Raw genomic sequence first — 22,700 nt, 5'->3', positions numbered from 1 at the left:
TATTGATTTAAGTCCTCCTGATTCACCTGATAAGTATTCTAGTACTAATTTTATTTTAAATTCTTTTGTGTATTTTGGCATACAAAAACCCCTCCATCCGTATTCCGGATTTTGGGGTTCAGGTCATGATTTTAGCTATCTTTTTTAAGTTTTATTATTTAGTTTTACTTACCTTCTGTTGTGGTTGTTTCAGTGCTAACAGAGTTTAATTTATCATCTTTATCGACTTCACCTGGTTTTATATTACCATCCTTGTCTATACCATATTCTTTTGCATCTGTATCCTTGACTGCACCTGCTGGAATATTTGGTACACTTTTAATATAACCACCTGTAGCAAGTTCTTTAATATCTCCAGGTAATTTACCATCATTATCTTGTTTATAACTTTCCACAGCTGTTTCTAAGACTCTTACGTTTGCGTTATGAGCTGTTCTGGCTGCTTTTTCTTTTTGGTTTTTGTAGACAGGGATGGCTATTGCTATAAGTATTGCAAGTATAGCTAATACAACCAATAATTCTAGTAATGTAAACCCTTTTTTCTTCTTTTTTAACGTTTGTAGTTTCATAATTTCCTCCAGTTACTTATTATTCTACTTACTTTTATTATAATCAAAATTAAGGATTATTCAATACAAATAATTAAATATTTTTAAATCTCTTCAAAAATTAATTTTTTAGCTAAATTCCTATAAAAAACAATTAACGGTCCTGATAAAAATCCTAAAAATATAGTTCCTATTCCTATTTGTTCTCCAAATAATAGGCCAACTACAATGCATATTATATCTAATACGATCCTTGTATACTTATATGATAAATCTCTTTTAACTATATTGTCCACAACATAGGGCATAGCGTCATAAGCACTTGCACCTAGGTCAGCTTCCAAGTAAATTCCAACTCCTATACTCATAACATTTATTCCAATTATCAACAGAATAAAGTTCACCCAAAATTTGTCAGTATCCATAAATTTTAGTAGCATATACGAAAAATCAGCACTGTAACCTACAGTCGCCATATTTATAACTGTTCCAAGTCCGATAGATTTTCTGTGACCGAAAAATACTATAACGATTAATATAAAATTGGTTACAGTAATTACAGTTCCAAAATCTTTATTCAAAAAGTCTGAAAATCCACTATTCATAAAACTAAGAGGATCTACGCCTAATTTTGACAGTCTGAGTATTCCTATACTAAATCCGATTATTAAGTTTCCTAATATTGCAAACAATATTTGTTTTGTCTTTTTATTCATTAAAAATCTCCGTAAGTGTGTATTTTACTAATTCTTTAATATTATCATAAATAAACTCTTCATTTATGACTAAAGGATAGTAATTGTTTATTAAATTATAATTGTTGTCCATACTTGTCATTGTGCATTCCACAAAATCATCATCAATGTATCCTTCATGCAAACTCAAACATAAAGTTATAAACATTCCTTGCGATTTGATTTGAGTTGATTCATACATGGCATCAATTTCCATTTTATTATCTGTAATCAAACTAATTTCTAAGTTATTTTTTACTTTCTTTACATCATACAACAAATATCTAACGAATTTTGAGTACATATTAAAAGTATCACATTTTTCCTCAAAAAACTTTATCATATAATTGTACAGTTTTATCTTAAAATTCATGGATGTTTTGGCAAATTCTATTAATTCATCTGAAATACGATTTGATTTTGAAATCTTTTTGTATAGATTCACTGATTTTGATTTATCATCTATATTAATATCGAATAATTTTGATGCCAAATCTTTTGCTTTAATGGAAGTGAATTTTGAATTGTAGTAATTTCTAATTAATTTTTGCAAATAAATGCAATTGTTAATCACATCAAATTCTGTGTATTTTATTAATTTTGTATTGATAAATTTTACGTCAAATTTACTAAAGCTAATAATTTGTTTGTTTTGTAAGATTTTATAAGCTGATTTTATGATTTTTTCTTCAGATTCATTATTTTTTGAGTAGAAATTATAATATCTATCATTTGTAAAGATATTTATAAAATAAATATGGTTTTTGTGAGGATCTATTCCTGTTGTTTCTATATTTATAACAGCCTGATTTTCATTCATTTTATCACCATTTCCATTATACTATTATTTTGGTAAATTTTCTCTACATGTTATAATATTAGTATGATTTTAAATAGAAATGAAGGGATATAATGATATATTTAGACAATGCTGCTACTACGAAAGTGTCAGAAAATGCGGTAAAAGAAATGGTTAATGCAATGACTGTTGATTTTGGAAATCCTTCAAGTTTATACGATTTTGGAATGAGAGCGGAAAAGCTTGTTACTGATTCCAGAAATTCAATTGCAAACTTATTAAATGTTAGGCCAGAGAATGTGTTTTTTACATCTTGCGGAACTGAAGGTAATAATATTTCTATCAATGGAAGTGTTACTAATGATAAAAAAGAAGAATTTATAACTACAAATATAGAACATTCTTCTGTGTTTAAAACTTATAATAAGTTGAAGGAAAATAGGACTGTTCATTTTGTAAATGTAAGTGATGATTTTAAAGTAGAAGATATTATTGATTTGATAAATGAAAAAACACGTTTAGTTTCGGTTATGCATGTTAATAATGAAACTGGTAAAATTCTTCCAATAACAGAATTGGGCAAGAAAATTAAAGAAAAAAACCCTAATACTTTGTTTCATGTTGATGGGATTCAAGGTTTTGGCAAAATTAAATTGGATATTAATGAAGCGAAGATTGATTTCTACACAATTAGTGGTCATAAAATTCACGCTCCAAAAGGAATTGGTGCGATTTTCATTAGAAATCCTGAAAGGGTTAAGCCTCTTATAATAGGTGGATCACAAGAGTCTGGAATTTCTCCTGGAACCGAAAATGTAGCGGGAATTGTGGCATTGAAATGCGCGAGTGAAGAAGTTTTTTCAAAAATTGATGAGACTTACGACAGATTATACAAGATGAAGTCATATTTGATGAATGAATTATCAAAAATTGACGGTGTGTATTTTAATTCTAAGCTAGAAGGATATAGTCCATACATTACGAATGTGTGCTTTAATTACATTAAGAGTGAAGTATTGCTACACTATTTGGAACAAGATGAAATATACATTTCTACTGGGAGTGCATGCAATGGTTCAAAAAAATCGAGAATTATACAAAGCATCAACACACCTGACGAGTTTTCAGATGGATGTATAAGAATTTCATTTACAGATGATACGCCTGAGGATGTTTTGGATGTGTTTGTAGAGAAATTAAAGCTTAGATTAGAAGATATTAGAGATATTATGAGGAGATAAATGTTAGATTGGTATATATCGGTTAGTTTTGGAGAACTAACATTAAAAGGAAAAAACAGACACACTTTTGAGAAGCGTGCAATAAGTAAGATTTTGGATGCGATTTCTGATTATAAAATTGAAGAATATTATCAAGAGCAAGGTAAGTTGTACATCAAGGCTGATGTCAATGATTTTGATGAAATTATAGATCATATTAAAAAAGTTTTTGGAATTGTGTACATTAGTCCTTGCATAAAATGTGAAAAAACGGTTGAAAGTATGCAAGACGGGGTATTAAAGATAGTAGAAGATAAAATTATCGAAGATAAACTTCAAACCTTCAAAGTTGATGTTCATAGAGTTGACAAAAATTTTGAACCTAAATCGCCTGAGTTAAATCCACTTTTAGGTGGTACTATATTAAAAAAATATGGAAATTATGTTAAGGTTGACATCAAAAATCCTGACTTTTTTGTTTATGTAGATATTAAGGATAATTGTTATGTTTACACAGATAGAATAAAAGGTTGGGGTGGTCTTCCAATTGGTAGTTCTGGAAGAGGTTTATTGTTATTATCAGGTGGTATAGATAGTCCTGTGGCTGCTTTTCTTATGGCAAAAAGGGGAGTTCGTGTGGATTGTTTACACTTCCATAGCTATCCATTTACAAGTCAAAGAGGATTTGAAAAGGTTAAGCAATTAGCAGAGGAAGTTTCGTATTATACTGGTAATATTAACTTTTATTCTGTGAACTTGCTTCCAGTATACAAAGCTATCACCAAAAACTGCAAGGAAAGAATGATGACTATCATTTCTAGAAGATTTATGATGAGAATTGCAGAAAGAATTGCAAATGAAAACAAAATTGATGCCTTGATTACAGGAGAAAGCTTGGGACAAGTTGCAAGTCAAACTATTCAAGGGGTTTCAGTAATTAATGAAGTTACAAGTCTACCTATTTTAAGACCTTTAATTGCAAGTGATAAAACAGAAATCATAGAAATTGCAAGAGAAATAGGAACGTACGAAACATCGATTTTGCCTTTTGAAGATTGTTGCACGGTATTTACGCCGAAAAGACCAGTTACTAAACCAAGAATTTACGATGTCAAAAGAGAAGAAGAAAACTTAGATATTGAAGGTTTGGTTCAAGAATGTATAGATAATATGGAATTAATTAAGATTAGACAATAGGAGGAAGTATGAAAAAAGCAGGAGTTATTATAGGTATTATTGTTGTGTTAGCATTATTATTAGTGCCACAATACAATGGATTGGTTCAATCAAAGGAAGATGTGAATGAGGCTTATGCACAAGTTCAAAACGTTGTTCAAAGAAGGGCGGATTTGATTCCAAACTTGGTTAACACAGCAAAAGGATTTGCAAAGCACGAAGAAGATGTATTCATCAAAGTTTCTGAAGCTAGAGCTGGGGTAAAGAATGCCAAAGATCCAGAAGAATTAGCAAAAGCAAATGATGAATTGACAAGTGCATTAAATGGTATGAATGTTGTTGTAGAAAGATATCCTGAATTAAAATCAGATACCCACTTTACACAACTTATGGATGAATTAGCAGGTTCAGAAAACAGAATCGCTACAGAAAGAAAGAATTACAACACAGTTGTAAAATCATACAATCAAAAAGTTAAGAGATTCCCAACAGTAATATTTGCTAGATTAATGGGATTCAGCTCTGAAAAATACTTTGAAGCAGATGCTTCTGCACAAAAAGCACCACAAGTTAATTTTGAATAGGACAAATAAATAATGAGAAAGCAATATAGATTGATATTCTCATTTGTTTTAGCTTTTTTATTAATTTTTAATGTAAATGCTTTTGCCCAAGATTTGCCGAAATCACCGGATACTTTTTATCTTGATGAGATGGGTGTGATTAGCCAGGAAGTTAAAGATAAAATAGTTAAGACGAATGTAGAACTTGAGCAAAAAACAGGCTCACAAGTACTTGTTGTAACCATAAAAGATTTAAAAGGAAGAGATCCGGTTGATTATGGCGTTGATTTGTTCAATAAATGGAAAATAGGAGATGCCACTAAGAAAAATGGGGTTCTGATTTTATTGTCACAAGATTTAAATGAACCTAAGGGTCGTAATCGTCACATCAATATCATTACAGGTTATGGAATTGAAGGAAGACTTAACGACGGTAAGGTTGGTAGGATAATTGATGAATATATGCTAGATGATTTAAAAGATGGAAATTATTCTAATGCCCTACAAGAAGGATTCAATGCAGTTGTCAGTGAAGTTGCTGCTGAATATGATGTTGAATTAACTGGAGATTTTGACAAATATCAAGAAAATTTAAACAGAAAAACAGATCCACAAGTTTTTAATTCTGTACTAAGAATGGTAATAATTCTGCTTGTTTTGTACTTTATCTCAAGAAATAATCGTAGAAATAATAGATACAGAGGCAGAAGACGTGGTGGTACAATATTCTTCCCTGGATTTGGAGGAGGATTCGATGATGATGACTTCGGCGGATTCGGCGGAGGTTTTGGCGGCGGATCTTCTGGAGGATTCGGTGGATTCTCTGGAGGAGGAGGCTCATCCGGAGGCGGAGGAGCTGGAAGAAGCTTTTAATCAAATTTATGAAATACTCTCAATTAATTTTGAGAGTATTTTTTTGCGAAAACTTAGTAAAATATTTTTAACTTTTTGTTTAGTTTTATACGCTTTTATGTTATAATACTTTTGGTTTAATATTTTAAGTAAGGAGATAGTAATGGAAATAGGAGAAAAAATAAGATCATTGAGGTTAAAACTTGGATTGACCCAAGAAGAATTGGCAGAAAGGTCTGATTTGACAAAAGGTTTCATATCACAATTAGAGAGAGATTTGACAAGTCCTTCTGTAGATTCACTTAATGACTTATTAAATGCTTTGGGAACTGATATGGCAACTTTTTTTATGGATAAGCCTACAGTAAAAGAGATTTTCACAAAAGACGACTATCAATCAAGTGAAGATTTGAGCATGAATTCTACTATTACATGGCTAGTTCCAAAATCTCAAGTCAACACTATGGAGCCTGTTATAATTACGCTTAATCAAAAAGGAGAAACTAAAGAATACAATCCATTTGAAGGCGAAGAGTTTGGGTATGTACTTGAAGGAAGTTGCAACATTTATCTCGACAATGAAATATATAAACTAAACAAAGGTGATTGTTTTTACACGAAGTGCAATAAAACTAGAATGTTAGAAAATAATGGCACAAAAATCTGCAAGGTGATATGGATTATGTCACCACCAAATTTTTAGGGGGAATGTTTAATGGATAATATCATTGAATTAATCGGTATTAATAAATCTTTTGAAGATGAACATATTTTAAAAGATTTGAATCTTTACATTAGAAATAAAGAATTTTTGACATTATTGGGACCGTCAGGTTGTGGAAAGACTACGACTTTGCGATTAATTGCTGGATTTGAAACTCCAGATACTGGAAAGATTATTTTTGAAGGAAAAGACATCAGTCATATTGCACCTTATAAGAGAAATGTGAACACGGTTTTTCAAAAATACGCTCTATTTCCTAATATGAATGTTTTCGAAAACATAGCTTTTGGTTTGCGAATCAAAAAAATGAACGAAAAATTAATCAGAGAAAAAGTAACAGAAGTTTTGAAACTTGTAAATTTGTCTGGTTTTGAAAAAAGAAAGATAAATAATTTGAGTGGTGGTCAACAACAAAGAATTGCTATAGCAAGAGCTTTGGTTAATGAGCCAAGTGTTTTGTTGTTAGATGAACCTTTGGGTGCATTGGATTTGAAGTTGAGAAAAGGAATGCAAAACGAACTCAAAAATATTCAAGAGAGAATAGGAATTACATTTGTTTATGTAACACACGATCAAGAAGAAGCTTTAACTATGAGCGATACTATTGTTGTTATGGATAATGGTGTAATTCAACAAATAGGAACACCAGAAGATATCTACAATGAACCTAAGAATGAGTTTGTAGCTAAATTTATTGGCGAAAGTAACATAATTGACGGGATATTTTTAGAAGATTGCATGGTAGAATTCTCCAATCATAAATGGAAGTGTGTGGATAAAGGATTTAAGAAAAACGAAGGTGTACAAGTAGTTATTAGACCTGAAGATGTGGAGATAGTTGCTCCAGAAAAAGGACAAATCAAAGGGACAGTTATTAGCGACAGGTTCAAAGGAATTCACTACGAAATGTTTGTGGATACTGGAGATTTCAAATACAAGGCACAATCAACTATCAACAAACCTCAAGGAAGTATTGTAGGCATTAACATTGATCCAGATAATATTCATATTATGAAGAGGTGCGACAATGAAGCTTAAGAAATTATCCATTCCTTACGCTATTTGGATATTATTTTTCATTGTGTTTCCGTTGTTTCTTATAGTTTATTATTCAGTTACAACTGGATCATTGAGAGATTTTTCCAATCCACAATTTTCGCTGGAATACTTTCATAGATTTTTTACATCAAAATATGTAAAAGTGCTTTTGAATTCAATAAGATTGGCTTTTATAAGTACAGTGATTTGTTTGCTGATAGGTTATCCAACAGCTTATTTTATCAGTAAAGTAGACAAAAAATACAAGGCTGTGTTGATGCTTATGATAGTTATTCCTATGTGGATGAACTTTTTGTTGAGAACTTATGCGTGGATTATTTTAACTGGTAAAAACGGGATAATCAACAGTGTGTTGATACATTTTGGTTTTTCTCCAATAAAAATGCTTTACACTGAAGGAGCTATTTTAATGGGGATGGTTTACAATTTCTTACCTTTTATGATACTTCCTATTTTCTCAATACTAGACAAATCAGATTATTCACTAGTAGAAGCAAGTTACGATTTAGGAGCATCAAAGTTGCAAACTTTTTTGAGAGTAGTGTTTCCGATGAGTTTGCCTGGAGTTATTACAGGAATTACTATGGTGTTTATTCCTGCGATATCTACATTCGAAATATCTGCATTGCTTGGTGGTAACAAATACAATTTGATTGGTAATATAATTGAGCATCAATTTAGAATAGCAGGAAACTGGCATTATGGTAGTGCGATTTCTGTTGTTTTGATAGTTATGATTTTAATTTCATTAGCTTTTACAAATGAGAAAGGAGAATAAAATGAAGGAATTTTTTAAGAAATTTTATTTGGCATTGGTATTTTTATTTCTTTACGGACCAATTGCTGTATTAATGGTATTTTCATTTAATGATTCTCGTTTGAAAGGAAGCTGGGTAGGATTTACATTCAAATGGTACAAGGAATTATTGCATAACGAAGAAATCTTGTCTTCTTTTAAAACCACAATACTAATTGCCATATTAGCTACAATAATTGCTACAATTTTAGGAACAATAGCAGCAATAGGAATTTATTATTTGAGAGGTTACAAGAAAACTTTGCTTTTAAATATGAATTATCTTCCTGTTTTAAATCCTGATATAGTGACGGCAGTAAGTTTGATGGTAATATTTAACTTGATGAATTTTCCATTCGGATTTTTCACGATGTTATTGTCACACATCACATTTACAACTCCTTATGTAATACTTGCGGTGTTGCCGAAATTATCGCAAATGAATAAATTCTTGCCAGAGGCCGCAATGGATATGGGAGCAACTCCTTTTTATACTTTGAGAAAAGTTGTGCTGCCAGAAATAAAAACGGGAGTATTTTCAGGAAGCTTGTTGGCATTTACACTTAGTATTGATGATTTTGTAATAAGTTTCTTTACAACAGGTCATGGCGTGTCAAACTTATCCGTTACTGTGTACTCTATGGCAAAGAAAGGTGTAAATCCAGCAATTAATGCGTTGAGTACTATTATGTTTTTAGTAATGGTTATTCTATTATTGATTCTTCACAAGAGAACAAATCTATTGGAGGAATTGTAAGATGAAAAAAATTTTATTATTCTTATTAACTATATTGGTTTTAACTTCTTGCTCTAAAGATGATTCAAATGTTTTGTATGTATACAATTGGGGAGAATACATCGAGCCAGCTTTGATAGAAAAGTTCGAAAAAGAAACGGGAATTAAAGTAATATATGACACTTTTGAGCAAAACGAAGATATGTACATGAAAGTAAAAGAAGGAGGCAACAATTACGACGTTGTGGTTCCTTCAGATTACATGGCTGAAAAAATGATTAAACAAGGAATGCTTGAAAAAATTGATTACAGCAAAATTCCAAATTTCAAATACATCGATGAGAAGTTTAGAAATTTGGATTATGATCCCAAAAACGAATACACAGTTCCATATATGTGGGGAACTGTAGGAATTCTTTACAATAAAAATAAGGTAAAAGAAAATGTGGATAGCTGGAATATTTTGTGGGATGAAAAATACAAGGACAATATCATAATGATGAACTCCACAAGAGATATTCTAGGAGTAGCTTTGAAAAGAATAGGGTATTCAATGAATTCTAGAAATGAAGCTGAGTTAGAGAAAGCAAAAGAATCATTGATTAAACAAAAAGACATTGTACTTGCTTATCTTGTAGACGAAACGAAAAATCAAATGGTAAATGAAGAAGCGGACATTGCTGTGATGTATTCCGGAGATGCGATTGTCGCAAAGAGTGAGAATGAAAACTTGGAATATGTAATTCCAAAGGAAGGATCAAATTTATGGTTTGATACATTAGCTATTTTGAAAAATGCAAAACACAAAGAAAATGCCGAAAAATTTATAAATTTTTTGACAGATCCTGAGAATGCAAAAGTTAATGCCGAGTATATTGGTTATTCTCTTCCATCTACAGAAGCCAAAAAACTTTTGGACAAGGAAATCCAGGAAGATGATACAGCTTATCCTGATTTATCAAAGCATAAAAATATGGAAATATTTAAAGACCCATCAGATTTTGTAGAAAAATACGATGATATATGGGCTGATATAAAAGCAAATTAACCTAGAAAGTGCGAGAGAAATTCTTTTGCACTTTTTTCATTTGAGATTGAATAATAAACGGATTTTTCATATAATATGAGTAGTTAAGAAATTGGAGGAAATATGTTTATAGAAATATTAAAAGTTATTCTTTTAGGAATTATTGAAGGAGTAACAGAGTGGTTACCAGTTAGTTCTACTGGTCATATTTTATTATTGGACGAATTTATAAAACTAAACATGTCAGATGCTTTCAAATCAATGTTCACAGTTGTAATTCAATTGGGAGCAATCTTGGCAGTTGTAGTAATTTATTGGAACAAAGTGTGGCCATTCAAAAAAGGTAAAACTCATCTTGTATCAATCAGTAAAAGCAAAATGATAATGTGGGCAAAAATAATTGTAGCGTGCATTCCAGCGGCAATTATTGGTATAAAATTTGATGATTTTATCGAAGAACACTTTTATAATTATTTTGTAATTTCATTAGCACTAATAATTTTCGGTATTCTTTTTATTATAATTGAAAACAAAAACAAAGAATCACACAAAAAACTAGTCGATAGTATTGATAAAATCACTTACAAACAAGCTTTTATCGTAGGATTATTTCAAGTAATTGCAGCGGTATTCCCAGGTACATCACGTTCGGGAGCTACGATTTTGGGAGGTATTGCCATAGGATTATCCAGAACAATTGCAGCTGAATTTACATTTTTCTTGGCAATTCCAACAATGTTTGGAGCAAGTTTACTAAAACTTGTGAAATTTGGATTTAGTTTTACAGAAATGGAAGCATTCGTGTTATTATTGGGAACTGCAGTAAGTTTTATTGTATCTGTAATCACAATTAAATTCTTAATGAATTACATCAAAAACAATGATTTCAAAGTGTTCGGTTATTACAGAATAGCTCTTGGTGTATTGGTTCTAATTTATTTCGGCCTAATCAGATAGTTGTGATATAATAATGAGGAGGAATAGTTGCAATTATTCCTAAATGAACATTAGAAAACATAGACGAATATATATTTGAAAAAATAAGTTGTAGCGACTTATTTTTTTATTGATACATAAGGAGTTATGATGAATTTAGATAATTTAAATGACAGACAAAGAGAAGCAGTCGAAAATACAGATGGTCCTATGTTGATATTGGCAGGAGCAGGAAGTGGTAAAACAAAAGTTTTGACTACGAAAATTGCGTATTGTTTGGAAAAAGGATTGTGCTCAAAATACGAAATTTTGGCAATTACCTTTACAAACAAAGCTGCCAAAGAAATGAAAGAAAGAGTTGAAAACATCTTACAAGAAGACGTAGACAGCATGTGGATAGGAACTTTTCATGCCATTTGTTCTAGAATATTGAGAGTAGAAATAGAAAGAATTGGTTTCGAAAGAAACTTTACAGTTTATGACAGAGCAGATCAAATATCTCTTGTAAAAGAATGTTTAAAGGATATGGGAGTAGATCCTAAAAATGTCGAAATCAAAAACGAAATCAATACAATTTCTAGATTAAAAAACGCAGGTGCTACAGAAAAAAATATCGACAAAGAAGATTTTGATATAAGTTTAAGCACTTTTACTATGGAATTATTCCAAAAATACGAACACAAATTAAAAAGATACAATTCGTTAGACTTTGATGATTTGATTGTGAAGACTAATTTGTTGTTCGAAGAAAATCCCGACTTGAGAGAAAAATATTCTGAAAGATTTAAGTATGTGTTTGTCGATGAATACCAAGATACAAACGATACTCAGTACAAGCTTATCAAAAATTTGGTTTCTAAAAACGATAATATTTGCTGTGTAGGAGATTCTGACCAATCAATTTACGGTTGGAGAGGAGCAAACATACAAAACATTCAAAACTTTGAAAAAGATTTTAAGAATGCAAAAGTTATTTTATTGGAACAAAATTATCGTTCAACACAACCTATTTTGGATTTGGCAAACACTGTGATTAAAAACAATTCACTCAGAAAAGATAAAAATTTGTGGACTGCAAAAAATGAAGGGGATATGCCTATATATAGGAGAATGTATTCTGATTTAGATGAGGCAGACCAAGTGGTTCAATGGATTGAGCAAGAAAGATATCGACAAAATCCATACGAAGAAATGGCGATTTTGTACAGAACTAATGCACAATCAAGACTCTTCGAAGAAAAATTGAATAGACTAGGAATTCCTAATAGAGTTGTAGGTGGATTGAAATTCTACGATAGAAAAGAAATCAAAGATTGTGTTAGTTATCTTAGAATTGTTGAAAATTTGAATGATAATATGGCATTAAATAGAATTATCAATGAGCCGAAAAGAGGAATTGGCAAAACAACTATGGATAAGTTGTTGCAATATTCTCAAGCAAGAGGAATTAGCATGATGGAATACATCAAAAACACAGATCTTCCTGATTTTTCAAATGTTACAGCAAAAAAACTTCAAGAGTTTTATTATTTAATCAAAAGCTTTCCAAAAGACGATTTGAATGTTGCAGAACTTATGGAATATATTTTGGATAAAACAGGATACAGAGCGAATCTAGAAAAATCAACTAATAGAGATGATAAGACAAGGTTGGAAAATATTGACGAATACATTTCGTCTTTATATCAATTTGTTCAAGATAATCCTGATAAAAACTTGAGAGAATATTTGGAAACATCTTCTTTGATGACTGATTTGGATAAAACAGATGACAATACTAAAGGTGTATCAATGATGACAATCCACGCGGCAAAAGGATTGGAGTTTGATGTTGTATTTTTCACTGGGCTAGAAGAAGGTACTATTCCATCAAGAGTAGATGAAGATGTAGAAGAAGAGAGAAGATTGTGCTACGTGGCAATCACAAGGGCAAGGAAAAAATTGTACATTACAAGTGTACAATCGAGAAGAAGATTTAATGAATTTCAAACAAAAGCTGAATCGAGGTTTATAGAGGAAATGGAAAATAAATATAAAGACGAATCTCCTAATAAAGAGGTTAGTTTTAGAGAATCGTTCAACACAAAAGTAGTTGACGATTACAGGACAGAAGCATCAGCTTCAATCACTAAAAAACAAAATACTGTTACTAAAAACAATGAAAAGTACAGAGCTGGAGATAAGGTTTCACACAAAAAGTTCGGAACTGGTGTAATCGTTGGAATTGTAGAAAAAGACAATGGAGATGAGTTGACGATTAATTTCGACAAAAAAGGATTGAAGAAGCTAAATTCATCACTAGCACCACTAACAAGGGTTGAATAATGGAAAAGGAAGACAGAATAAAATATTTAGTAGACATACTAAATAAATACGCTTTTCATTATTATACTTTGGACGATCCTTTGATTGAGGACTCAGAGTACGATGTTTTGTATGATGAGCTTGTAAATCTTGAAAAAGAGACGGGAATTATTCTACCAAATTCTCCTACAAATAGAATTGGTGGAGAAGTTTTATCGGGATTTGAAAAGCATGTGCACTTGAATACTTTGTACAGTTTAGGAAAAGCGCAAAGCAAAGAAGAAGTTAGAAATTGGGTCAATAAAACCATTGAGTTTGTAGAAAATTACAATAAAAACCATGTAAATAAATTGCCAACTGTTGAATTTTATGTAGAATTTAAGTTTGACGGTTTGACAGTAAATTTGACTTATGACGGTGGATATTTGGTAATGGCTACTACAAGAGGTAACGGCACTATCGGAGAAGTTATTACAAGCCAAGTGAGAACTATCAATTCAATTCCCTTGAAAATAAAAGACACACGATTGATGGAAATTCAAGGCGAAGGAGTAATGCCACTTTCATCATTAGAAAAATACAACCAAACTCATGAACCAAAGCTAAAAAATGCTAGAAATGCAGCAGCAGGAGCTCTTAGAAATTTAGACCCAGCTGTTACAAGAGAAAGAAACTTGGATGCTTATTTCTACAATGTAAATTATTTGGAAGAAAACGGTCTTGAAACTCAAGAACAAATGATGAAATTTTTGAAAGATAATTATTTCAAATTGTATCCATACGAAAAACACGCAACATCATTCGAAGAAATTTCAGAATTTATTGACGAGATTTTTGAATTAAGAAATGAAATTGACGTATTGACAGACGGTGTGGTAATTAAAGTAAATGATTTTAAAACAAGAGAAAAATTAGGCTATACTAATAAATTTCCAAGATGGGCAATAGCTTATAAATTTGAACCTGAAAGATTTACAACAATTGTCAAAGAAGTGGAATGGAATGTTGGAAGAACTGGAAAAGTAACTCCGACGGCTTTGTTGGAGCCTGTAGAAATTGGTAATGTAACTGTAAAAAGAGCTACACTTAATAATATTGACGATATTGAAAGAAAACAAGTAAGATTGAATTCAGAAGTTTTCATTAGAAGATCAAACGATGTAATTCCAGAAATAATGGGAGTCGTAAATCCTGAGCAAGAAGATACCAAAGAAATTGAAATCCCGCATTACTGTCCATATTGTCACAGTGAATTATTTAGAGATGGAGTTCATATTTTCTGTCCAAACTCAATGAGTTGTACTCCACAATTAGTTAAGAGAATGGTTCATTTTGCAAGTAGAAATGCAATGAACATCGATGGATTAAGCGAAAAAACTTTGGAAGTTCTGCTAGAAAAACTAAACATCACATCAATAGAAGAAATCTACGATGTAAAAAAAGAACAGTTGATGCAATTAGAAGGCTTTAAAGAAAAGAAGAGCCAAAATCTTATCAATGCAATTGAAAAAAGTAAAAATGTTGATTTGGCTAATTTCATCTTTGCATTGGGAATTCCTGAAATTGGTGAGAAGACAAGCTTTGAATTGGCACAAAAATATAAAAGCTTTGATAATTTGAGAGAAGCGAAGTTTGAAGAATTAATTCAAATCGAAGATATTGGAAATGTAATTGCAGAAGAAATCGTAGAATTTTTCCATGACGAAACTATTTCTCATTCTATTGATTCACTTCTTTCAAAAGGAATTAAAATTAAAAACCCTGAAAATATTGAAAAGAAATTGGATAATTTAACTTTTGTTTTGACAGGAAGTTTGGTGAATTATTCTAGAAAAGAACTTACAGATAAGTTATCTAATTTGGGAGCAAAAGTTTCATCTTCTGTATCCAAAAATACTGATTATGTGGTGTATGGAGAAAAAGCTGGATCCAAACTTACAAAAGCGAAGGATTTGGGTGTAAAATTAATGACAGAAGATGAATTGAATTCATTCCTAAACAACTTATAAATTTAATTTATTTATGATAAAATTTAATCATGAATTAAAAAGGAGTTAGTATGATTAATCGAGATGAAGTAGTAAAAATCTATGATTTGGCTAACCTAGAGTTAACTGAAAACGTAGATGATTTATATGAAAAATATAATACTGTATTGGATTTTGCAAGTATGATTATGGAATGTGATACTGAAGGAGTGGAATATATGGAATTCTTGCCACAATATCACAGTATACTTAGAGAAGATACACCAAAAGAATCAATTCCAAGAGAAGTTGCGTTAAAAAATGCAAAATCTCGTGAGTATGGTTATTTTAAATTGAAGAAAGTGGTGGAATAATGATAGAAAATCTTAGAAACAAATTTGTAGAGAATCCTGAAAGTTTAAGGGACTACTACAATGATTTGGATAAATTAATAGAATCAAAAAAAGATTTGAATGTGTTCATAACTTACGACAAATCATTCGTTGACCAACAAGTTGAAAAACTAATTGAAAAAGCAAAAAACAACGAAAAGTTGGGAAAAATGTACGGTGTTGCAGTAAGCGTTAAGGACAATATCAATGTAAAAGATTTGAAGATGACTTGTGGATCAAAAATGTTAGAGGATTATGTTTCAATTTATGATGCCACTGTAATCAAAAAATTAAAAGAAGAAGACTGCGTTATAGTTGGAAAAGTTAATATGGATGAGTTTGCCATGGGATCTTCTTCTGAAACAAGTTATTTTGGCCCTACAAAAAATCCTGTAGACACAAAATTAATCCCAGGAGGTTCTTCATCAGGATCAGCTGCCAGTATCAAAGCTGAAATGGCTGTTGTAAGTTTGGGAACTGACACAGGTGGATCTAGCAGACAACCAGCATCTTGTTGTAATGTAGTAGGATTTATGCCAACTTATGGTTCTATTTCTAGATTTGGAGTTCAATCAATGGCAAATACTTTGGATGAAGTTGGTATATTATCAAATTCTGTTGAAGATATAATGGATACTTACAATGTAATTGCAGGTCACGATGACAATGATATGACTACAATTCAATTTGAAGTAAATGTTCAAAAGAAAGATTATGATTTTAAGGGCAAAAAAATTGCAGTTGTTGATTTAAAAAAATATAGCAAAGATGAAACAGTTATCAAAGAATACCAAGAAATATTGGAGATTCTAAAAAAATTAGGAGCCGATCTAGTAGAAATCGACTTTGAATATTTAAAATACGCAAATGCGTTATACAACGTAATAGTTACTAGTGAAGTGTCATCTAATATGTCAAGATTTGATGGAATTAGATATGGATATTTAACAGATGATTATGAAAATACGAGAGATTTGTTCGTTAAGGTTAGAAGCGAAGGATTTGGCGAAGAAGTTAAGAGAAGAATTGCTATGGGAACTTTTTATCTAGCAAGTTCCAATGACCAAAAAGTTTACAAACAAGGTTTGAAAGTTAGAAATCTACTTTCACAAGAATTTAAAAATATTTTCAAAGATTTTGATTTAATTGCTACACCTACAATGACAAGCTTACCTTACGAATTGGACAGTAGAAAAGACGATCCTTTGGCTGTATACGATTCAGGTATTTTCAATGTAATTGTAAACTTGAGTGGATTGTGTGCTATTTCAATTCCTTACAAATCAGGAATATCAACTAGTTTGCAACTAATTGCAAATAGTCACGACGAAGAAAATTTATTGAATGCAGCTTTAGCGTTTGAAAGGAGATAGCATGAACTTAAAAACACTTATAGGATTGGAAATTCACGTAGAATTATCAACTAAAACTAAAATGTTTTGTGGTTGTAAGAATGAATTCGGACAAGTTCCAAACACAAATGTATGTCCGATTTGTTTAGGTCATCCTGGAGCACTTCCTCACATGAACAAAGAAGCTTTAAGATACGCTATCATGGCTGGACTTGCTTTTGATTGTGACATTGCTAATGAATTTAAGATGGACAGAAAAAAATACTTTTACCCTGATTTAGTTAAAGGATATCAAATCACGCAAGAAGACCAACCACTTTGCACAAATGGATATATTGAATTAAAATCATCTACTAAAGGTAAAAAAGTTAGAATTAGAAGAATTCACATAGAAGAAGATACAGGTAAATCAATCCACAACGAAAGTGGAAACACTTTAATGGATTATAACAGAGCGGGAGTTCCACTAATTGAAATAGTTAGTGAGCCAGATATGAGCACTCCTGATGAAGCCAGAGAATTTTTAGAAACTTTAAGAGAAAGAATTAAATATTTGAAGATATCAGATGTTAAGATGAGTGAAGGATCATTGAGATGCGATGTTAACATCAATGTATACGATGAAGATTCTGATTTTAAAACTAAAATTTCTGAAATTAAGAACTTGAACTCATTCAAATCAGTTTCAAAAGCTTTGGTTTACGAACAAGCAAGGCATATACAATTGGCAAAAGAAAATAAAATCGGCGAAAAAGAAACTAGAAGATGGGATGAAGACACTCAAACTACAATAGTAATGAGACACAAAGAAGAAGGAAATGATTACAGATTTTCTGTTGAAGGAGATATTCCTAAAACTTATGTGGAACAATCTTACATCGAAGAAATCAAAAATGATTTGCCTGAACTTCCACAAATGCGTAAAGAAAGATTCATTAACGAATACGAGATTGATGAATACGACGCTGATATTCTTACAAGAAATGGATACTTGGCTGACTACTACGAAGAAGTTGTAAAAATTTCTAATGATCCTGTTCAATCTTCAAATTGGTTATTGGGAGATGTACTTCGTCAAGTAAATGAAAATGAAATTGAAGTAGAAGAAATGAATATGTCTGCTGAAAATTTGGCAAAATTGATTAAACTTTCTTCAGCTAAGAAAATAAATAATCAAACTGCAAAAAAAGTTTTGAGAGAAATGTTCAATGAAAACTTTGACCCAGAAGTTTATGTCAAAGAAAAAGGATTATTACAAGTTGATGATGATAATTTACTACAACAAATAGTGGATGAAGTGGTAGCAGAAAATCCAGAATCAATCGAAAGTATTAGAAATGGTAAAGATCGTGCGATTGGTTTCTTAGTTGGACAATGTATGAAAAAATCAAAAGGCAAAGGAAATCCTCAAAAATTCAATGAATTAATAAAAGAGAAAATCTAATGAAGAAAATATATTTATCTACAGGAAATAAAGGGAAAGTTTCTGAAATAAAAGAAATACTTTCTGATTTAAACTATGATGTGTATTCCAAATCCGAATTGGGTATAAATGAAGATGCAGTAGAAGATGCAGAAACTTTGGAAGGCAATTCACTTATCAAAGCTAAATTTTTAAAAAAATACACAGATGATATTGTAATGAGTGATGACACTGGGCTTTTCGTAAATTCTTTGGATGGAAGACCTGGAGTATACTCTGCGAGATTTGCGGGCGATGAATGCGACGATAGTGAAAATCGTCAAAAACTTTTATCTGAATTGAAAGAAAAAGAAGATAGAAGCGCTTATTTTGAAACTGTGATTACAATCATAGATTCAAATAATGAAATTCATCAAGCAAAAGGAAGAGTAGATGGCAAGATTTTATTAGAAGAGTGTGGAGAACATGGTTTCGGATATGATAGTATATTCATGCCAGATGGCTACGATAAAAGTTTTGCACAAATGGAAGATTGTGAGAAAAACAAGATTAGTCACAGAAAAAGAGCTTTGGAAAACGCCAAAATCATCTTGAAAGGTTTAAATGAAAGTAGCAATAATTAGTGATACACATAACAAAATCGCAAAAGTTTATGACTATTTATTTGATAAAGAAATTGACATCATCGTTCACTTAGGAGATGTGTGCGATGATGCAATTTTACTTGAAGATTTATTAAAAGTAGAAGTCATTTATGTAAAAGGAAATAACGATTTTTATGTTGTTGGTGGTGAATATGACAAGGTTATTAGAATTTCTGATAAAAATATTTTCATAACACATGGCCACAAGTACAATGTATCTTCAGGAGTGACAAAATTAGTCGAAAAGAGCAAATCTTTAAATTGCAAAATGTGTTTGTATGGACATACGCATAGGTATTTTAATGAAAAAATTGATGGCGTTTGGGTTATCAATCCAGGATCTGTAACTTATCCAAGAGATGGTCAAGCTGGATTTGTAATATATGATACAAAAAAAGAACAAATAGAAAGGATACTTTTATGAATGTTTTAGACATTAAAGAACTTAGAGAAGATTTAGGTAAAAGAATTATCGATGGTGTAGAAAAATTAGGCAGAGAAGTTAAGGTTGCAACTGTAAGAGTTGGTGAAAATGCAGGAGACATTTCTTACGAAAAAGCTGTAAAAAACAACTGCGCTAAGTTGAACATAACTTGTGATCAAATAGTTTTAAAAGAAGGAGAAAATGAAAAATTAATCCAAACTATAAAAGAACTAAATGAAACACACGACGGTATATTGATGTTTAGACCATTAAAAGATAAAAAATTGGAAAAAGAAATTCAATATATAATCGCTCCAGAAAAAGATATCGATGCGATGGGAATGGTTAACTTAGGAAAAGTTTTGGCAGCAGAAGAAGATGCATATTATCCAGCTACAGCTAGAGCTGTTGTTGAAATAGTTAAATACTACAACTTTGACGTTAAAAACGTAGTAATCGTAAACAGATCATTAGTTTTAGGTAAACCACTTTTCAATATGCTTATAAAAGAAAACAAGACTGTTACAATGTGTCATTCTAGAACAGAAGATATAAAATCATTTACTAAAAACGCTGATTTGGTTGTAACTGCAGTTGGAAAAGCTAAAATGTTTGATGATTCTTACTTTACTGAAGATTCTTATGTAGTAGATGTTGGAGTTAGCTTGGATGAAAACGGAAAATTATCTGGCGATGTTAATCCAGAAGTTAACGTAAAAGTATTGGCAAATAGCGTTGGAAAAATCACAACAAGAGTATTATTGTTGCAAATGGTTGAAGGCGCTTTAAATAGACAATAATTTTTATCCCAAAGACCTCTTTATCAATTAAGATAAAGAGGTTTTTGATTGCAGTAAACTAAAAGTGTATAATAGATTAGGTGATAATTTTGAAAATAAGCGCAGTAATAATGGCAAGTGGTTTGTCCAAGAGAATGAAATCTGACAAATTAATGCTGAAATATAATAATAAATTTATTTTTGAATATATTATTGATTTGGTAGCAAAATCAAACTTTTGTGATAGAGTTGTAATTACGAATAATTCTACGATAATAAAATATTGCAAAAAAATCGGAATCAAAACTATTAATAATCCTAACAATGAAATTGGACAAAGCGAATCAATCAAATTAGGAGTCAAATATTTCAAAGAAATGGATGGTATTTGTTTTCTAGTTTCTGATCAGCCATTATTAACAGAAATTTCAATAGAAAAATTAATTAATTCATTTGAGAAAGACAAGATTTGTCAATTGAAATTCAAAGACAAAATAGGAAACCCTGTAATTTTCTCCAATAAATTTTTCAATCAATTATTGTCACTGAAAAACGATGAAAAAGGTTCAATAGTTAAAAACAAGAATTTGAATGATGTAAAATATGTAGATGTAAATTTTGAAAGAGAACTAATGGACATAGACACGAGTGAAGATTATGAAAGGATTTTAAATGCAGAAAATTTGTTTAGTTAGAGGCGCAGGTGATATAGCCACAGGTACAATTCAAAAACTTGTTCGCGCTGGGGTCAAATGTATTGTTACTGAAGTTTCAAATCCAAGTAGTATAAGAAGAAAAGTGTCACTTTCTGAGGCGGTTTATGAGAAAAAAACAGTTGTAGAAGATATAGAAGCTGTTTTGTGCGAAAATTTAGATGAAATTGGACAATACTTAGAACGATACAATCCCGTGATAATAGTAGATCCAAAACTTACAATATTAAATAAGATGAAATTTGATGTAGTGGTGGATGCTATATTAGCTAAGAAAAATACTGGACTTAAAAAAGGTATGGCTGAGATTACGATAGGATTAGGCCCTGGTTTTGAAGCAGGTGTTGATTGCGATATTGTGATTGAAACTATGCGTGGTCATGATTTAGCTAGAATTATCGAACAAGGATTCGCAAAGAAAAACACAAGTATTCCAGGAATTATCGATGGATTTTCCAATGAAAGAGTTATATACTCTGATTTTGATGGTCGATTTACACATATTAAAAGTATTTCAGATATTGTTAATAAGGAAGAGATTATAGCAAAAGTCGGAGATAATTATATAAGAGCGACTTTAGATGGCGTTATACGCGGAATGATTAGAGATAATTTTGAGGTCAAAAAAGGACTTAAAATAATTGATATTGATCCGAGATATGAAGAAGTAGAAAATTGTTTTACAATTAGCGATAAAGCTAGAGCAATTGGTGGGGCAGTTTTGGAAGCGATTATGATGTTAGAAAACAGGAGAGAAAAGGATGCAAAATGATGTTTTGTTAGAAATGTATAAGTCTTTGGAAGATGGATATAAATGTATGATGGTAACATTGTTTAAAAATAGAGGATCAGTTCCTGGTAAACAAGGAAACATTATGGCTGTTCGTGAAGACGGAAAAACTTTTGGAACTGTAGGAGGCGGCGCTATCGAACACCAAGTAATCAAAGATTCTATCGAAAACTTAAAAAAAGATAGTGACTTCGAATTTGATTATGTTCTTAATGAGGGAGAAAAAGTTAGTATGAGTTGTGGAGGTAGAGCTAGTGGATTTGGTAAAGTGTTTTTTCCCAAACCAACTTTGATTATTTTTGGAGCTGGTCACTGTTCTCAAAAACTAGCCAGAATTGCAACTTTAACAAATTTTGAAGTTATAGTTGTTGATGATAGGGACGATTTCATTTATAACGAAGATTTTTCTAATATTAAAAAATATATCAATAAAGAAATCGCAGATTCGATTGATGATTTGAGATTTACACCAGATACTTTTATTATATCTGCAACTAGAGACCATAAGCACGACGAAGAAGTTGCCTTTAATATTTTGAACAAACCTCATAAATACTTCGGAATGTTAGGCTCAAGGAAAAAAGCAGACACGTTAAAACGAAATTTGATAGAAAAAAATGTGGACAAGAGCTTAGTCGATAGTATTAATGTTCCAGTAGGGCTTGATATTGATGATGGATCTGTAGAAGAAATAGCTATTTCGATAATGTCTCAAATTTTAAAAGTCAAAAACGGCAAATAA

Annotated in this window: 24 protein-coding genes; 21 read left to right on the top strand and 3 right to left on the bottom strand. The window is 31.1% G+C overall.

Annotated elements, in window-relative coordinates; translation table 11 throughout:
* Positions 1–164: 164 nt before the first annotated feature.
* The 3 genes from ACU68U_RS06300 to ACU68U_RS06290 all read right to left on the bottom strand — a co-directional run bounded on the left by ACU68U_RS06300 (position 165) and on the right by ACU68U_RS06290 (position 2,102).
* Positions 165–569 (bottom strand): prepilin-type N-terminal cleavage/methylation domain-containing protein, encoded by a 405-nt coding sequence (locus ACU68U_RS06300; protein ID WP_446762954.1) that lies wholly within the window; start codon positions 567–569, stop codon positions 165–167.
* An 83-nt stretch (positions 570–652) separates the two neighbouring features.
* Positions 653–1,264, bottom strand: coding sequence for a YczE/YyaS/YitT family protein (locus tag ACU68U_RS06295; protein ID WP_446762953.1), 612 nt, complete (start codon positions 1,262–1,264; stop codon positions 653–655).
* Positions 1,257–2,102: a ribonuclease H-like domain-containing protein gene (locus tag ACU68U_RS06290; protein WP_446762952.1), complete on the bottom strand. Its 846-nt coding sequence runs from the start codon at positions 2,100–2,102 to the stop codon at positions 1,257–1,259. Before ACU68U_RS06290 ends, ACU68U_RS06295 begins: the two co-directional genes overlap by 8 nt.
* Before the next feature lie 92 nt (positions 2,103–2,194).
* On the opposite strand from ACU68U_RS06290, the gene ACU68U_RS06285 reads away from it, so the two are divergent.
* The 21 genes from ACU68U_RS06285 (at position 2,195) to ACU68U_RS06185 (ending at position 22,700) form a co-directional block, all read left to right on the top strand.
* On the top strand, positions 2,195–3,322 hold the full coding sequence (locus ACU68U_RS06285) for a cysteine desulfurase family protein (RefSeq protein ID WP_446762951.1): 1,128 nt from the start codon (positions 2,195–2,197) through the stop codon (positions 3,320–3,322).
* A complete protein-coding gene (thiI, locus tag ACU68U_RS06280) occupies positions 3,323–4,498 on the top strand; it encodes a tRNA uracil 4-sulfurtransferase ThiI (RefSeq protein WP_446762950.1) in 1,176 nt (391 codons plus the stop codon).
* A gap of 8 nt (positions 4,499–4,506) precedes the next feature.
* The gene (locus tag ACU68U_RS06275; RefSeq protein WP_094205491.1) at positions 4,507–5,061 is read left to right on the top strand and encodes a LemA family protein; all 555 of its coding nucleotides are present in this window, start codon (positions 4,507–4,509) and stop codon (positions 5,059–5,061) included.
* Positions 5,062–5,073: 12 nt separating this feature from the next.
* Positions 5,074–5,913, top strand: coding sequence for a TPM domain-containing protein (locus tag ACU68U_RS06270; RefSeq protein ID WP_446762949.1), 840 nt, complete (start codon positions 5,074–5,076; stop codon positions 5,911–5,913).
* 142 nt (positions 5,914–6,055) lie between these two features.
* Positions 6,056–6,595: a helix-turn-helix domain-containing protein gene (locus tag ACU68U_RS06265; protein WP_316103407.1), complete on the top strand. Its 540-nt coding sequence runs from the start codon at positions 6,056–6,058 to the stop codon at positions 6,593–6,595.
* A gap of 12 nt (positions 6,596–6,607) precedes the next feature.
* Positions 6,608–7,654, top strand: coding sequence for a spermidine/putrescine ABC transporter ATP-binding protein (gene potA / locus ACU68U_RS06260; protein ID WP_156849909.1), 1,047 nt, complete (start codon positions 6,608–6,610; stop codon positions 7,652–7,654).
* Entirely contained in the window at positions 7,644–8,453 is an 810-nt protein-coding gene (locus ACU68U_RS06255; RefSeq protein ID WP_094205495.1) for an ABC transporter permease, read from the top strand. The genes potA and ACU68U_RS06255 overlap by 11 nt, the downstream gene beginning before the upstream one ends.
* A 1-nt stretch (position 8,454) precedes the next feature.
* Positions 8,455–9,228, top strand: a complete 774-nt coding sequence (locus ACU68U_RS06250) for an ABC transporter permease (RefSeq protein ID WP_035109446.1) — start codon at positions 8,455–8,457, stop codon at positions 9,226–9,228.
* Position 9,229: 1 nt separating this feature from the next.
* Positions 9,230–10,255 carry an ABC transporter substrate-binding protein gene (locus ACU68U_RS06245; protein ID WP_446762948.1) on the top strand — a complete coding sequence of 342 codons (1,026 nt, stop codon included), beginning with the start codon at positions 9,230–9,232 and terminating at the stop codon, positions 10,253–10,255.
* Positions 10,256–10,357: 102 nt separating this feature from the next.
* Positions 10,358–11,191 carry an undecaprenyl-diphosphate phosphatase gene (locus tag ACU68U_RS06240; protein WP_446762947.1) on the top strand — a complete coding sequence of 278 codons (834 nt, stop codon included), beginning with the start codon at positions 10,358–10,360 and terminating at the stop codon, positions 11,189–11,191.
* Positions 11,192–11,320: 129 nt separating this feature from the next.
* On the top strand, positions 11,321–13,495 hold the full coding sequence (locus tag ACU68U_RS06235; protein WP_316537061.1) for an ATP-dependent helicase: 2,175 nt from the start codon (positions 11,321–11,323) through the stop codon (positions 13,493–13,495).
* The gene (gene ligA, locus ACU68U_RS06230; protein ID WP_446762946.1) at positions 13,495–15,483 is read left to right on the top strand and encodes an NAD-dependent DNA ligase LigA; all 1,989 of its coding nucleotides are present in this window, start codon (positions 13,495–13,497) and stop codon (positions 15,481–15,483) included. Before ACU68U_RS06235 ends, ligA begins: the two co-directional genes overlap by 1 nt.
* A gap of 50 nt (positions 15,484–15,533) precedes the next feature.
* Positions 15,534–15,815, top strand: coding sequence for an Asp-tRNA(Asn)/Glu-tRNA(Gln) amidotransferase subunit GatC (gene gatC / locus ACU68U_RS06225; RefSeq protein ID WP_002836168.1), 282 nt, complete (start codon positions 15,534–15,536; stop codon positions 15,813–15,815).
* Positions 15,815–17,206, top strand: a complete 1,392-nt coding sequence (gatA, locus tag ACU68U_RS06220) for an Asp-tRNA(Asn)/Glu-tRNA(Gln) amidotransferase subunit GatA (protein WP_446762945.1) — start codon at positions 15,815–15,817, stop codon at positions 17,204–17,206. The genes gatC and gatA overlap by 1 nt, the downstream gene beginning before the upstream one ends.
* Before the next feature lies 1 nt (position 17,207).
* Positions 17,208–18,629 (top strand): Asp-tRNA(Asn)/Glu-tRNA(Gln) amidotransferase subunit GatB, encoded by a 1,422-nt coding sequence (gene gatB / locus ACU68U_RS06215; RefSeq protein ID WP_446762944.1) that lies wholly within the window; start codon positions 17,208–17,210, stop codon positions 18,627–18,629.
* Positions 18,629–19,231: an RdgB/HAM1 family non-canonical purine NTP pyrophosphatase gene (rdgB, locus tag ACU68U_RS06210; RefSeq protein WP_446762943.1), complete on the top strand. Its 603-nt coding sequence runs from the start codon at positions 18,629–18,631 to the stop codon at positions 19,229–19,231. Before gatB ends, rdgB begins: the two co-directional genes overlap by 1 nt.
* The gene (locus ACU68U_RS06205) at positions 19,212–19,676 is read left to right on the top strand and encodes a metallophosphoesterase family protein (RefSeq protein ID WP_446762942.1); all 465 of its coding nucleotides are present in this window, start codon (positions 19,212–19,214) and stop codon (positions 19,674–19,676) included. Before rdgB ends, ACU68U_RS06205 begins: the two co-directional genes overlap by 20 nt.
* The gene (locus tag ACU68U_RS06200; protein ID WP_316514303.1) at positions 19,673–20,476 is read left to right on the top strand and encodes a bifunctional 5,10-methylenetetrahydrofolate dehydrogenase/5,10-methenyltetrahydrofolate cyclohydrolase; all 804 of its coding nucleotides are present in this window, start codon (positions 19,673–19,675) and stop codon (positions 20,474–20,476) included. The genes ACU68U_RS06205 and ACU68U_RS06200 overlap by 4 nt, the downstream gene beginning before the upstream one ends.
* 80 nt (positions 20,477–20,556) lie before the next feature.
* Entirely contained in the window at positions 20,557–21,150 is a 594-nt protein-coding gene (locus tag ACU68U_RS06195) for an NTP transferase domain-containing protein (RefSeq protein WP_446762941.1), read from the top strand.
* Positions 21,128–21,940, top strand: a complete 813-nt coding sequence (gene yqeB, locus ACU68U_RS06190) for a selenium-dependent molybdenum cofactor biosynthesis protein YqeB (RefSeq protein WP_446762940.1) — start codon at positions 21,128–21,130, stop codon at positions 21,938–21,940. Before ACU68U_RS06195 ends, yqeB begins: the two co-directional genes overlap by 23 nt.
* The gene (locus ACU68U_RS06185) at positions 21,930–22,700 is read left to right on the top strand and encodes an XdhC family protein (protein WP_446762939.1); all 771 of its coding nucleotides are present in this window, start codon (positions 21,930–21,932) and stop codon (positions 22,698–22,700) included. The genes yqeB and ACU68U_RS06185 overlap by 11 nt, the downstream gene beginning before the upstream one ends.

Source organism: Finegoldia sp. P3-F-LR (genome assembly GCF_052932165.1).
The sequence above is the reverse complement of the archived record's forward strand: the minus strand, read 5'-3'. Positions and strand labels throughout refer to the sequence as shown.